Consider the following 13,447-nt stretch of genomic DNA (forward strand, 5'->3'; position numbering starts at 1 on the left):
CGGTTCGTCGCAGCGCGGCTTGCCGGGCACTCGCCTGCTGGGCACAATGGCTCTACTTCCAGTCGAGCGAGCCAGCATGTCCAGTCCCATCCAATCCCTCCTGCCTGCGTCCCGGTCGCGCCTGCGACGCCTGCTGGCCGACCTGCCGCTGTCGATCGCCGTCAGTGCGGTGCTCGCGATCTTCATCAGCCTCGTCTCGGGACAGTTCCTCGAGAATTTCCTGGTTTCGATCCTGATCGGTATCGTCGCGTTTACCATCGTCAACGGCGGCAGGCTACTGTGGTGGGACCGGCCGCACTGGGGCGTGCGCGAATGGGCGCCGTTCCTGGCGCTCGCCGTCGCGGCGGCGCCGGTGGCGCACTTCACCGGCTTGCGCGCCGGCGGCATGCTGCTCGGGATCCGTACGCCCACGTTGGCCGAGTATCCGACGCAGGGCCGCCTGAGCATGATCCTGTTCACCATGATCGGGACGATGATGATGGTGGTGCTGGTGATGTACCGCGAGCGCGTGCGCCGCATCGAAGAGGAGCATGCCGCCGCGCGGCTGCGCGCCGAGATCATCGAGCGCCAGGCGCTGCAGGCGCAACTGCGCCTGCTGCAGGCCCAGATCGAGCCGCACATGCTGTTCAACACGCTGGCCAACCTGCAGGGCCTGATCGCCATCGACCCGGACCGCGCCGGCGAGATGCTCGACCAGCTGATCCAGTACCTGCGCGCCACCCTGAGCGTTTCGCGCGGCGAGACCACGACGCTGGAGCAGGAATTCGCGGCGATGCAAGCCTACCTGGGCCTGATGGGCGTGCGGATGGGCGAGCGGCTGGCCTACCGTCTCGACCTGCCGCCCGAGCTGAAGACGGCGCGCCTGCCCACGATGCTGCTGCAGCCGCTGGTGGAGAACGCGATCGTGCATGGCCTGGAGCCGAAGGTCGATGGCGGCGAGGTCGTCGTCAAGGCCAGCGCCGCCGGCGATAGCCTCGTGATCGACGTGTGCGACACTGGCCTGGGCCTTGGCCAGGTGCATGGCCGGCGCGGCGGCGGGGTGGGCGTCTCGACCACCCGCGAGCGTCTCGAGGCCTTGTACGGCGAGCGCGCGACGATGTCCCTGACGCAAGCCCCGCCGCAGGGCACGCTGGCCCGATTGACCCTTCCCCTGGAGACCGCCGCATGACCCGTGCCCTGATTGCAGAAGACGAACCGATCCTCGCCGCCACCCTGGCCAGGACCCTGCAGGGCTTGTGGCCCGAGCTGGAGATCGTGGGCACGGCGCCGAATGGCCTGGCGGCGGTGGAGCAGTCGCTGGCGCTGCGCCCGGACGTGCTGTTCCTCGACATCCGCATGCCGGGCCAGACCGGGCTGGAGGCGGCCGAGGAGCTGGCCGAACGCTGGGAAGGACCGCAGCCGTTCCCGCACATCGTGTTCGTGACCGCCTTCGACGACTATGCGGTCGAGGCTTTCGAACGGGCTGCGGTCGACTATGTGCTCAAGCCGGTCAGCGCGGGGCGGCTGGGCAAGACGGTGCAGCGCCTGCGCGCGCTTATCGAGGCGCGCCGGGAGCCGGCAGCGGGCGTGGCGGATGCGGACTCGCTGGGCCAGCTGCTCGGCCAGCTCCAGGCGCTGCTGCCGACGGCAGCAACGACCGAGCGCCTGACGACGGTCCGGGCGGCGGTCGGCAACGTGGTGCGGATGATCCCGGTGGCCGACGTCGTGTTTTTCCAGGCGGTCGACAAGTACGTGAACGTGGCGACGGCGGACAGCGAGGCGCTGATCCGGCTGCCGCTGAAGGATTTGCTGCCGCAGCTCGATCCGGACCGGTTCCGGCAGGTGAGCCGCAGCATGGTGGTCAATATGGCGTGCGTGGTGAGCGCGGGGCGGGACGACATGGGTAAGGTGACCCTGAACTTGCGTGGGAGGGCGGACAAGCCGCGGGTCAGTCCCGTGTATGCGCACTTGTTCAGGCAGATGTAGGGCCGGTCCGGCCTGGCGACTTGCTCCACTCCTGGTAGCCCGTGCGCGGACCGAGCAGGGCGACGACGTCGTGCCCGGTGAAGCTCGACGTCTCGTATCGGTCCAGCAGGGAGCCGGTCATCCCGGCATGCGTCAACCGGGACGCGGCGCATTCGCATGCGCATGCTCATGTGCATGCAGGCGTGGCGATGCGCCAGGGTTTGCATATACCTTCCCGTCCACGGAGGAAGAAGGATTGAGTAAAATGCCATCTTTCGCCCGACTAGTCATCACCATGGAACTCCGCGCCGCCGCGCTGCACGCGCTGCTCGAAACCGATCCCGCGACCAAGGCCCAGGCGGTCGCCGCATTGACCGCCGCCTGCAAGGCCGGGACCGTGCGCATCGACACCGGCGTCGCACTCGTCGCGCCCGAAGGCATCCCGGGCCGCCCGATCCGCCCCGAACTGGTGCCGCCGCTGCAGGTCGGCCGCCGCTCGATGGCCACGCCCGAGGGCCGGGCCATGCTGGTCCACGCTCTGGCGCACATCGAATTCAACGCCATCAACCTGGCCTTGGATGCGCTGTGGCGCTTCGCCGGCATGCCGGAACGGTATTACCTCGACTGGCTGCGCGTGGCCGACGAAGAGGCGCTGCATTTCACGTTGCTGAGCGCGCACCTGGCCACGCTCGGCTATGCCTATGGCGACTTTCCCGGTCACGACAGCCTGTGGGAGATGGTGGCCAAGACGGGCGACGACGTCATGGCGCGCATGGCGCTGGTGCCGCGCACGCTGGAGGCGCGCGGGCTCGATGCGATTCCGCCGCTGCGCAAGAAGATCGCCCAGGCCGGCGACCTGGCGGCAGCCCTGATCCTCGACCGGCTGCTGGTGGACGAAGTAGGGCACGTCGAGATCGGCAACCGCTGGTACTTCAGCCTGTGCGAGGAACGCGGGCTGGAGCCGATCGCCACCTACGACGAACTGACCGTGCGCTACAAGGCGCCCGTCCTCAAGGGACCGTTCAATATCGAAGGCCGGCGCCAGGCCGGCTTCACCGAGGCCGAGCTGCAGCGCTACCGCTGATGGACACAGGTTTCCTCCTGACGCGCCACTGGCGCGACACCGCCGCCGGCTGCGAGGTCGAGTTCTGGCTCGCCACCGATGCCGGTCCACGCCGCCTGCGCCTGCCGGTACAGAAGCCCGTGGCCTTCATCCCGGAGGAGCAGCGCGCCACCGTCGAACAGCTGCTGAGCGATGAACGCGGGTGGGAGCTACGCCCGCTCGACCTGCTCGATTTTCGCCACCGGCCGGTCGCCGGCCTGTATTGCCGCAAATACCGCCAGCTGATGCGCATCGAAAAGCAGCTGCGCCAGCATGGCCTCGACGTGTTCGAGGGCGATGTGCGTCCGCCCGAGCGCTACCTGATGGAGCGCTTCATCACGGCGCCGGTGAGTTTCGGCGGGACGCCCGTCGACGGCGATCCGCTGTTGCTGGTCGACGCCGTCCTGAAGCCGGCGCCGGGCTACCGGCCAACGATCCGCACGGTGTCGCTCGACATCGAGACGACGTTCCAGGGCGAGCTGCGTTCGATCGCGCTCGAGGGGTGCGGCCAGCGCCAGGTCTACATGCTGGGACCGCCCAATGGAGAAGACCGCCAGCGGGATTTCGAGCTCGAGTATTGCGACACCCGGCTCGCACTGCTCGACCGGCTGGAAGAATGGTTCATCCGCCACGATCCCGACGCCATCATCGGCTGGAACCTGATCCAGTTCGACATGCGGGTGCTGCAGAAGCATGCCGAGCGTTTCAACCGCCCCCTGCGCCTGGGCCGCGACGGCAGCGCGATCGAATGGCGCGAGCATGGCGGCAAGCAGGAACACTACTTCATCTGCATCGCCGGCCGCCTGGTCATCGACGGCATCGACGCGCTGCACTCGGCCACCTGGAGCTTCCCGTCCTTCAGTCTCGAGAACGTCTCGCGCACCCTGCTGGGCGAAGGCAAGGCGATCGACAACCCGCACGACCGCATGGCCGAGATCGACCGCATGTTCGCCGAGGACAAGCCGGCGCTGGCCTGGTACAACCTCAAGGATTGCGAGTTGGTCACCCGCATCTTCGACAAGACGAAGCTGATGGCCTTCCTGCTGGAGCGCGCCAGCGTGACCGGGCTGGCGGCCGACCGCAGCGGCGGTTCGGTGGCGGCGTTCGAGCACCTGTACATGCCACTGCTGCACCGCCAGGGGCGGGTGGCGCCGAACATCGGCGACGTCGCCGGCGCCGACAGTCCCGGCGGCTTCGTGATGGATTCGCGCTCCGGCCTCTACGATTCGGTGCTGGTGCTGGACTACAAAAGCCTGTATCCCTCGATCATCCGGACCTTCCTGATCGATCCGCTCGGTCTGGTCGAAGGCCTGCGCGAACCCGAGGAAGCCACGGTGCCTGGCTACCGGGGTGGACGTTTTTCGCGCACACGGCATTGCCTGCCCGGCATCGTGACCCAGGTCTGGGCCGGCCGCGAAGCCGCCAAGCGCGAGCACAATGCGCCGCTGTCGCAAGCGCTGAAGATCATCATGAACGCCTTCTACGGCGTGCTCGGCACCACCGGATGCCGCTTCTTCGACCCGCGCCTGGCCTCGTCGATCACGATGCGCGGCCATGACATCATGCACCGCACGCGTGAACTGATCGAGGAGCAGGGCTATCAGGTGATCTACGGCGACACCGATTCGACCTTCGTCTGGCTGGGGCGCGAGCATGCCGAGACCGATGCGCGCCGCATCGGGCAGGCACTGGTCGATCACGTCAACGGCTGGTGGAGAACGCATCTGCAGGCCGAACTGGGCATCGAGAGCGCGCTCGAGCTGGAGTACGACGTGCACTTCCGCCGCTTCCTGATGCCGACCGTGCGCGGTTCCGATGAAGGCAGCAAGAAGCGTTACGCCGGACTGGCGGCAACCGTCGACGGCGGCGAGGACATGGTCTATAAGGGCCTGGAGACGGTGCGCACCGACTGGACGCCGCTCGCGCAAGCCTTCCAGCAAGGGCTCTACGAACGCATCTTCAAGGGCCAGCCTTACGAGGACTATGTGCGCGAGCTGGTCGCGCGCATGTTGCGCGGCGAGTGCGACGACGATCTCGTCTACCGCAAGCGCCTGCGCCGGCCGCTGGAGGAGTACCAGCGCAACGTCCCGCCGCACGTGCGCGCCGCGCGCATGGCCGACGAGCACCACCTGCGCCAGGGCCGTCCCGCGCTATACCGCAAGGGCGGCTGGATCCGCTACGTGATGACCTTGAACGGTCCCGAGCCGATGGAAGCGCGCCACGGAGCCATCGACTACGAACACTACCTCACGCGCCAGCTGGAACCGGTGGCCGACGCCATCCTGCCCTTCCTTGGCGACAGCTTCGCCAATCTCACCAGCCCGCAGCAAACGCTGTTCTAGCCCGCGGCCCAGGCGCGCCGCACGCAGCGCCGCGGCGCCGCGATACTGCGGCGCATCAGGTAGCGGCTGCCCGGCATCTGCAGGGCGCCGGCGAACAGCAGGTCGCGCCACAGGCCCTTGCCGTCGGCCTGGAAGCAGGGCGTGAGTGCGCGGCTCAAGGCCTGGTAGGCGCGCACGGTGCGCAGGCGGCTGGACGAATAGCGCGCCAGGCCCGCGCTCGGGCCGGCCGCGTCGACGCAGGCGGCCAGCGTCAGCGCGTCCTGCACCGCGAGCGTCGTGCCCAAGCCGAGCTGGGGGCTCATCGCGTGGGCGGCGTCGCCGACGATGCAGACCGGTCCCGCCGCCAGCCGCGTCGGCCGGGCGTGATGGTAGCTGGCGAAGGCGAGCTGCTCGTGCGTGTGGATGCGGTCGACCACCGGCCGCGCCGCGGGCCATAGCGCGAGCAGTTCGCGCTTCCAGTCGGAGAGCGGCGCCGCGCGCCACGCGGCGTAGCGGTTGCGCCGCAGGCTCCAGAACAGCGACACGCGCAGCTGGCGGCCCACGCGCTCGGTCGGCATGATGCCGAACATGCGCTCGGTGCCGCCGTAGCGTTGGGCGAGCAGGTGCGGTTCCAGCCAGTCGTCGAGGTCGACCAGCGACCACAGCGCGCCCCAGTCGTACAGGGTCGACGCGGTGGCCAGTCCACAGGCGGCCGGCAGTCCCGAGGAGGCGCCGTTGGCGATCGCGACGGCGTCGAAGCCGTGCCGGACGCCGCCCACGTCCACGATCCCCGTGGCGCCGTCGGCCGAGACGGCGCGCACGTCGCAGCCGAAGTGCAGCCGTACCCCGCGTGCGGCGCATTCGCGCTCCAGGACACCGCCCAGGGCCGAACGGCTGACCGCGCGCGCCTTCAGGTCGCGATAGGGGATGTCGACCAGGGTCCAGCCGCGTTCGCACTTGCCGACGAGGCGTTCGATCGGCACGCTGATCGCCTCGAATGCCGCGCCCACGCCCAGCTCGTCGAGCGCGGCGACGCCCTGCGGCTGGATCAGCACGCCGGCGCCAAGGGTGGCCAGCGTTGGATGCTTTTCGAATACGTCGACCGCATGCCCGGCGCGGGCGAAGGCAATCGCCGTGGCCAGGCCGGCCGTGCCGGCGCCGACGATGCCGATCCGGTGGCGGGTCATGATGCAGCTCGCATACTTATCCTCACGGAAACTTTTTGTTGGAGTATACCGCCGCCGTCCTGTCACGCCTTGGACATATACGCTCGCTAGACTGCCCGCACGTTTTCAACAGGAGAAATCACGTGGATCGTCGCGGCTTTTTACGCAGTAGCGCATACTTCACCGTCGCCGGCGCGGGCGGCTTGCTGGCCGCCTGCGGCGGCTCGGACGCCACACCGCCGCAGGGCAGTTTTACCTTCCCGCTGGGCGTCGCCAGCGGCGATCCGAAGGAGGGCAGCATCGTGTTCTGGACCCGCTGCGCGCCGAAGAGCGGCAGCAAAGAGGTCGAGTTGCGTCTCGAGGTGGCTACCGATACCGCTTTCACCCAGGTCGCCGGCGTGGTCGAACTGAAGGCCCTGCCGACCTATGACCACACGGTGCGCGCCAAGCTGACCGGTCTGGCCCCGGCCACCCGTTATTATTACCGGTTCCGCGCCGGCGCGGATTTGAGCCCGGTGGGCCAGGCCAGGACCGCACCAAGCGCCGCCAGCACCCCGGCGCAGATGCGCTTCGCCTGGATGACCTGCCAGGACTGGAGCGTCAACCACTGGGCCGCGATGGGCATGATGGCGGCCGAGGAGCTCGATTTCATCGTCCACCTGGGCGACTACGTCTACGAGACGGTCGGCGCCGACTTCCAGGCGGGCCGCGCCGAGCCGGCCCATGCGCGCATCAATCTGCCGGACGGCGTGACGATTGCGGGCGGCACGCGCTACGCCAACACCCTGGCCGACTACCGCACCCTGTACCGCACCTATCGCAGCGACGCGCGCCTGCAGGCGCTGCACGCCAAATGCCCGATGATCGTGATCTGGGACGACCATGAGTTCTCCGACGATTGCTGGCAAGACCACCAGACCTACGACAACGCCAACCAGCAGCAGACCTCGCGCCGTCGCAATGCCACGCAGGCCTGGGCCGAGTACATGCCGGTCGACTGGGGCGACGTCTCGTTCGACCTGAACAAGGCCGGCTACGACAATATCCGCATCTACCGCGATTTCCGCTTCGGCACCCTGATGCACCTGGTGATGACCGACCAGCGGCTGTACCGCGACGACCACGTGGTCAATGAGGCGACCTACGCCGGCATGCTGCAGGGCGACCCGGTCAACGGCGACGACTCGATCGGCTCGCGCTATTTCGTGCCGCAGCCGCTGCTGGCCCGTTTCGAGGCCGGCGCCAAGGCGGCGCTGGGCCGCAATCCCGGCCTCCTCGGCCCGACCCAGACCCAGTGGTGGAAAGACACCATGAAGGGTTCGACGGCCACCTGGAAAGTGTGGGGCAACGAGGTGACCCTGAACCGGATGTGGCTCGACATGCGCACCATGGCGCCGCCGCCGTTCGACAACCTGTACATCGTGAACGCCGACAGCTGGGATGGCTATCCTTCCTACCGCGCCGAGATGCTGGGCCACCTGGCCAGCAACGACGTGAAGAACGTGGTGGCGATCACGGGCGACCTGCACGCCTTCCAGTGCGGCGTGATCTACGACAGCAACGACCCGCGCAGCGGCAAGCCGGTGGCGGTGGACTTCGTCAGCGCCGGCATCAGCTCCTCCTCGTTCTACCAGTACCTGCGCGCCGGCGCCGGCAGCACGCCGCTGGCGCCGCTGGTGGCCACGCCGCAGGGCTTCGACCAGGTGCTGCGCATGAACAATCCCGCCTTCGCCTACGCCGACCACGACGCCCAGGGCTATGGCGTGGCCACCGTCACCCCGGCCGCCTTCAGCGTCGTGTTCACCAAGGTCAAGCCGCTGGACGCGAATGGCGCCGCGCCGGGCGCGCCGCTGGCCAAGCGCACCCGCATCACGCTGGCCAGTGGCTCGACGACGCCGCGTGTCGAGGACAACGTGAGCTGAGAGGAGGGCGCCGCTGACGCACGACGGCGCCGTGATCACCCTGCCGGCCGTCACCGGGGTGACGCACCGCGAAGCATGCCGCGATATCTTCGCCGTCACCCCGGTCAAGACTGCGGGGGTATTTGTTGTCATCGGCACATACGATGTAACCGGGCGCGTGTGACAATTCGTGGTTTTTTTGCACCGATTCCGGCAAAATCAGCAAGGCGCGTGCGACGTATTGACCCAAGATTGGGCCGCACGACTACAATGAGTTCCGCGATGGTTTCCGTGTAGCACTATTTATCCAGGATGGAACATGAAATCGGTACAACAAGAAGTCGACGAGCGCAGCAATCTGACCGGCACCAATAAATTCGAATTGCTGTTGTTCCGCCTGGGCGGTGACGAGCAGGGCAACCATAACGAGCTATTCGGCATCAATGTCTTCAAGATCCGCGAGATCGTGGCCATGCCCGAGATCACGGCGGTGGCCGGCGCGCCCCAGCACGTGCTGGGCGTGGTCAACCTGCGCGGCCAGATCATCCAGGTGCTCGACCTGCCGGGCATCACCGGCGTCAAGCCCAGGACCGGCCTGAACATCATGCTGGTGACCGAGTTCGCGCGCACCACCCAGGCCTTCGCCGTCGAAAGCGTGGAAGAGATCGTGCGCCTGGACTGGAGCCAGGTGATGACCGCCGAGCACAGCGCCGGCAGCGGCATGGTGACCAGCATCGCGCGCCTTCCCGAGCAGGATGGCCAGCCGGCGCGCCTGGCCCAGGTGCTGGACGTCGAGACCATCCTGCGCAACCTGAACCCGACCCAGGAACGCGAGAACATGGAGCAGGCAGTGGGCGCCAGGATCGCGATCAAGCCGGGCGCCGTGATCCTGGCGGCGGACGACTCGGTGGTGGCGCGCGCGCTGATCGAGCAGGGCCTGGACGCGATGGGCCTGCCTTACATCATGACCAAGAGCGGCAAGGAAGCCTGGGACCAGCTGGGCACGATCGCCGCCGCGGCCGAAGCCGAAGGCCGCACCGTCTACGACCGCGTGGCCATGGTGCTGACCGACCTCGAGATGCCCGAGATGGACGGCTTCACGCTCACGCGCAACATCAAATCGAGCAACCGCTTCGGCAGCCTGCCGGTCGTGATCCATTCTTCGCTGTCCGGCACTACCAACGAAGAACACGTCAAGAACGTGCGCGCCGACGCCTACGTCGCCAAGTTCTCGGCCGAAGACCTGTCGCGCACCCTGCGCAAGGTGCTGGGCGGCTAAGCCGGCACCCCAAGGGATCATTGCCGCAATGTTATGATGCGGCCGTGATCCCCGACCTCTCCCAATTACTGATCCTCGACAGCCTGCTGCGCGAGGGCAGCCTTACCCGCACCGCCGAACTGCTCGGCATGACCCAGCCCACCGTCAGCCGCGCGCTGGCGAAACTGCGGCGCCATTTCGGCGACCCGCTGTTCGTGCGTTCGGGCCAGCGCATGCAGGCCACCGCGCGCGCCCTCGAGCTGGCCGGCCCGGTGGCGGCGGTGCTGGACGCGGCGCGCCAGCTCGAAGGCGGCCCGGCCGCGTTCGACCCGCTCACCGCCACCCGTTCCTTCGGCCTGTACATCGTCGACGGCGCGGTGGTGAACATCCTGCCACAACTGCTGGACGGACTGGCGAAGCTGGGAAACGGCGCCGCCGGCCTGCAGCTGCGCAGCGTGCACATCGATCCCGGCGCGCTCGAGGCCCAGCTCGAGCGCGGCCACATCGACCTGGCCATCGGCCGCTATCCCCACCTGCTCAACAACATCCGCCAGCGCAAGCTGTGGGACGACGAGTACGCCTGCCTGATGCGGCGCGGCCATCCCTGGGCCGGGCAACTCGACCGCGACGCGTGGCTGACGCATCGCCACGTGCTGATCGAGATGGAGCACACCAGCCACCACAACGTCGCCGTGACCCGCAAGCTCGAGACGCTGCTGGAACCCTCACGCATCCTGTGCCACGTGCCGAGCTTCACCTCGGCCGCCCACATCGCGCTGCATACCGACGCCATCGCCACCATCCCGCTGCGCCTGGCCCGGCCGCTGGCGCGCGACCTCGGCCTGGCGCTGGCGCCCATGCCGGTCGAGCTGCCGCCGCTGCAGCTGGCGCTGTACTGGCACGAACGCAGCCATCGCGACCCGGCCAACCGCTGGCTGCGCGAGTTCGTTCTTACGACGCTCACCAATACGCCGGGTGCCGAGACCGGTTATGCAGAATCTGCATGATCCCCATGGCGCTCACGGCATGGCCTAAATAACTCAGAGCAACTATGCTTCGGCTATTCCTGTATTTTGCCGAGGCGCTCCATGCTTCCATTTCTTTCCGCGCCAGGCCAGTTGCCGACCCGCCTGGCGCTTGTTTCTGCGATGCTTGTTCTCGGTGGCTGCGTATCGATGGGCGCGCAGCCGCAATCGGCCCGCCTGAATCAGGCCGCGGCTGCAAATTCATCGCGCGCTATTGGGTCGTTGGCGACCGAGACCGCCGCCTGGCCCGCCCAGGATTGGTGGCGCGCCTATGGCGATCCGCAACTCGACCGGCTGGTGGACGGAGCGCGCGATGCCAGCCCGACGATCGCCGGTGCGCTCGCGCGGGTGCGCCAGGCGGCAGCGCTCGAAGGCATGGCCGCAGCCAGCCTGGCGCCGCAGGCCAACGCGTCGGTGCGCTCCGCGCGCCAGCGCTATAGCGAGAACGGCAGCGTGCCCAAGCCGCTGGCCGGCAGCTGGCAGTGGGTCAACGACGCCAGCGTCAACCTGGGTTATGAACTCGATTTCTGGGGCAAGAACGCGGCGAGCGTGGCCGCCGCCGCCGGTCGCGTCAATGCGCGCGAGGCCGAAGCCCAGGCCGCACGCCTGGCCGTGTCGACCGCCGTGGTGCAGGCCTATTTGCGCCTGGACCATCTTTACGCCCAGCGCGACCTGGCCGAGCGAGAGCTGCGCCAGAGAAGTCGCATCCTCGAACTGGTGCAGCAGCGCGTCTCCGCCCAGCTCGACAGCCAGGCGGAGCTCAAGCAGGCCGAGATCGGCGTTCCGACCGCGCGCGGCCAGATCGCGGCGCTGGACGAGGCGATCGCACTGACGCGTGGCCAGATCGTGGCCCTGGGCGGCCAGGGCCAGGACGCGGCCGAGGCGATCGCCCGTCCGCAACTGCGCCTGGACCGTCCGGCGGCTGCGCCGGCCGACGTGCCGGCCGCGCTGCTGGGCCGGCGCCCGGAACTGGTGGCGCTGCGCTGGCAGGTCGAAGCGGCCAGCGGCGAGATCGACGTCGCGAAGGCCCAGTTCTATCCGACCGTGAACCTGAGCGTCTCGGGCGGCTTGGCCAGCCTGGGCTTCGACCGCCTGCTGCAGGGCGGAAGCCGCAGCTTCGCCGCCGGCCCGCTGGTGACCCTGCCGCTGCTCGACGGCGGACGCTTGCGCAGCAATCTCGCGGCGCGCAATGCCGAATTCGACGTCGCGGTCGAGCACTACAACGCCGCCGTGATCGAAGCGCTGCGCGACGTGACAGCGCAGCTGACGTCGCTGCGCTGGCTGGGCGAACGGGCGCGCGAGCAGGACCAGGCCCTGGCAGCCGCCGAGCAGGCCTACGACCTGGCCGAGCAGCGCTACCGCGCGGGCCTCGGCAACTTCGTGCAGGTGCTGATCGCCGAGACCCAGGTCGTGGCCCAGCGCCGCGCCCAGGCGGACCTGGACGCCCGCGCCTACGAGCTGGACGTGAACCTGGTGCGCGCGCTGGGTGGCGGCTACCAGATGGCGACGCCCAACCTGGCCGCGCATTGAACAATCGAGAGAACGCTATGGACACCAAGAATACGAACAACGCTCCCCAGGGCCGGCGCAAGATCGCGATCGGCCTGACCGCCGCCGTGCTGGCCGCCGCCGCCGGCATCGCCTGGTCCTCGCCCGAGGTGCTGGGCATCGGCTGGAACAGCCAGCACACCGAAGACGCCTACGTCGAGGGCAACCTGGTGCAGGTGACGCCGCAAGTGGGCGGCACCGTGACCCGGATCGCGGCCGACAACACCGATTTCGTGCGGCCCGGCGAGGTGCTGGTGCAACTGAACGAAGTCGATGCGCGCCTGGCCAGGACCGCGCCGAGGCGGCGCTGGCAAAGTCGGCGCGCCAGGTTCGGTCGCAGTTCGCGGGCGTCGAGCAGCTGCGCGCCACGGTCGTCCAGCGCGAGGCCGACCTCGGCAAGGCCGCCAGCGACCTGGAACGCCGGCGCAAGCTGGCCGACACCGGCGCCGTGTCGGGCGAGGACATCCGCCACGCCGAGGATGCGGTGGCCGCCGCCCGCGCGGCGCTCACGGCCGCGCGCCAGCAGGTCGGCTCGGCGCTGGCCATGGTCGACGGCACCACGGTCGACAACCACCCCGACGTGCTGGCCGCGATCGCCCAGCTGCGCGACGCCTCGCTGGGCCTGGCGCGCACCACGCTGGCCGCGCCGGTGGGCGGCATCGTGGCCCGCCGCAACGTCCAGATCGGCCAGCGCGTGGCGCAGGGCACGCCCCTGATGGCGATCGTGCCGCTGGACCAGATGTGGGTCACCGCCAACCTGAAGGAAACCCAGCTCAGGGACGTGCGCATCGGCCAGCCGGTGGCGGCGACGGCCGACGTGTACGGCAAGGACGTCGTCTTCCATGGCCGCGTGGTCGGCCAGGAAGCCGGCACCGGCAGCGCCTTCGCCGCCGTTCCGGCGCAGAATGCGACCGGCAACTGGATCAAGGTGGTGCAGCGGGTGCCAGTGCGCATCGCGCTCGACCCGGCCGAGCTGGCGCGCCATCCGCTGCGCTTGGGCCTGTCGATGAAGGTGGCGATCGACACCAGCAGCAAGCAGGGCCTGAGCCTGATGCAGGCCGGCGCCGTGCGCCAGCAATACAAGACCGTCGTGTTCGAGACCGAGTCGCATGGCGCCGAGGAAGCGATCCGGCGCGCGCTCGGCCACCCGGGCGCGGTGGCGTCGCGCTGATGGAAAGGGCA

10 protein-coding genes and 1 pseudogene are annotated in these 13,447 nt (G+C 68.7%); 10 read left to right on the top strand and 1 reads right to left on the bottom strand.

Going from position 1 to position 13,447, the window contains the following annotated elements:
• Positions 1–76: 76 nt before the first annotated feature.
• The 4 genes from DIR46_RS25345 to DIR46_RS25360 all read left to right on the top strand — a co-directional run bounded on the left by DIR46_RS25345 (position 77) and on the right by DIR46_RS25360 (position 5,388).
• Positions 77–1,168: a sensor histidine kinase gene (locus DIR46_RS25345; protein WP_109347712.1), complete on the top strand. Its 1,092-nt coding sequence runs from the start codon at positions 77–79 to the stop codon at positions 1,166–1,168.
• Positions 1,165–1,965 carry a LytR/AlgR family response regulator transcription factor gene (locus tag DIR46_RS25350; protein ID WP_109347713.1) on the top strand — a complete coding sequence of 267 codons (801 nt, stop codon included), beginning with the start codon at positions 1,165–1,167 and terminating at the stop codon, positions 1,963–1,965. The genes DIR46_RS25345 and DIR46_RS25350 overlap by 4 nt, the downstream gene beginning before the upstream one ends.
• Positions 1,966–2,209: 244 nt before the next feature.
• Positions 2,210–3,028 carry a ferritin-like domain-containing protein gene (locus DIR46_RS25355; protein WP_229446418.1) on the top strand — a complete coding sequence of 273 codons (819 nt, stop codon included), beginning with the start codon at positions 2,210–2,212 and terminating at the stop codon, positions 3,026–3,028.
• Positions 3,028–5,388, top strand: a complete 2,361-nt coding sequence (locus DIR46_RS25360) for a DNA polymerase II (RefSeq protein WP_109347715.1) — start codon at positions 3,028–3,030, stop codon at positions 5,386–5,388. The genes DIR46_RS25355 and DIR46_RS25360 overlap by 1 nt, the downstream gene beginning before the upstream one ends.
• On the opposite strand, the gene DIR46_RS25365 is transcribed toward DIR46_RS25360, so the two are convergent.
• The gene (locus DIR46_RS25365; protein ID WP_109347716.1) at positions 5,385–6,554 is read right to left on the bottom strand and encodes an FAD-dependent oxidoreductase; all 1,170 of its coding nucleotides are present in this window, start codon (positions 6,552–6,554) and stop codon (positions 5,385–5,387) included. The two genes, DIR46_RS25360 and DIR46_RS25365, sit on opposite strands and share 4 nt — an antisense overlap.
• Before the next feature lie 122 nt (positions 6,555–6,676).
• On the opposite strand from DIR46_RS25365, the gene DIR46_RS25370 reads away from it, so the two are divergent.
• From DIR46_RS25370 to DIR46_RS28105, 6 genes and pseudogenes are all read left to right on the top strand, one after another.
• Positions 6,677–8,455 (top strand): alkaline phosphatase D family protein, encoded by a 1,779-nt coding sequence (locus DIR46_RS25370; RefSeq protein WP_109347717.1) that lies wholly within the window; start codon positions 6,677–6,679, stop codon positions 8,453–8,455.
• A gap of 13 nt (positions 8,456–8,468) precedes the next feature.
• A pseudogene (locus DIR46_RS27505) lies at positions 8,469–8,618 on the top strand (GntP family permease); the annotation flags it as partial.
• 135 nt (positions 8,619–8,753) lie between these two features.
• A complete protein-coding gene (locus tag DIR46_RS25380; protein ID WP_109347718.1) occupies positions 8,754–9,713 on the top strand; it encodes a chemotaxis protein in 960 nt (319 codons plus the stop codon).
• A gap of 44 nt (positions 9,714–9,757) precedes the next feature.
• Positions 9,758–10,699 carry a LysR family transcriptional regulator gene (locus DIR46_RS25385; protein WP_109347719.1) on the top strand — a complete coding sequence of 314 codons (942 nt, stop codon included), beginning with the start codon at positions 9,758–9,760 and terminating at the stop codon, positions 10,697–10,699.
• Between the two features lie 141 nt (positions 10,700–10,840).
• Positions 10,841–12,247 carry an efflux transporter outer membrane subunit gene (locus DIR46_RS25390; RefSeq protein WP_370659982.1) on the top strand — a complete coding sequence of 469 codons (1,407 nt, stop codon included), beginning with the start codon at positions 10,841–10,843 and terminating at the stop codon, positions 12,245–12,247.
• Positions 12,204–13,436, top strand: coding sequence for an HlyD family secretion protein (locus tag DIR46_RS28105; RefSeq protein ID WP_502560257.1), 1,233 nt, complete (start codon positions 12,204–12,206; stop codon positions 13,434–13,436). The genes DIR46_RS25390 and DIR46_RS28105 overlap by 44 nt, the downstream gene beginning before the upstream one ends.
• The last annotated feature ends 11 nt before the right edge of the window (positions 13,437–13,447 follow it).

Source organism: Massilia oculi (assembly GCF_003143515.1).
GTDB classification, from domain to species: Bacteria; Pseudomonadota; Gammaproteobacteria; order Burkholderiales; family Burkholderiaceae_D; genus Telluria; species Telluria oculi.

Excerpts from the sequence above, each read along its gene's own strand:
- DIR46_RS25345 (WP_109347712.1), top strand. The coding sequence starts at position 77 with ATGTCCAGTCCCATCCAATCCCTCCTGCCTGCGTCCCGGTCGCGCCTG.
- DIR46_RS25355 (WP_229446418.1), top strand. The coding sequence starts at position 2,210 with ATGCCATCTTTCGCCCGACTAGTCATCACCATGGAACTCCGCGCCGCC.
- DIR46_RS25380 (WP_109347718.1), top strand. The coding sequence starts at position 8,754 with ATGAAATCGGTACAACAAGAAGTCGACGAGCGCAGCAATCTGACCGGC.
- DIR46_RS25350 (WP_109347713.1), top strand. The coding sequence starts at position 1,165 with ATGACCCGTGCCCTGATTGCAGAAGACGAACCGATCCTCGCCGCCACC.
- DIR46_RS25365 (WP_109347716.1), bottom strand. The coding sequence starts at position 6,554 with ATGACCCGCCACCGGATCGGCATCGTCGGCGCCGGCACGGCCGGCCTG.
- DIR46_RS25390 (WP_370659982.1), top strand. The coding sequence starts at position 10,841 with ATGCTTGTTCTCGGTGGCTGCGTATCGATGGGCGCGCAGCCGCAATCG.
- DIR46_RS25360 (WP_109347715.1), top strand. The coding sequence starts at position 3,028 with ATGGACACAGGTTTCCTCCTGACGCGCCACTGGCGCGACACCGCCGCC.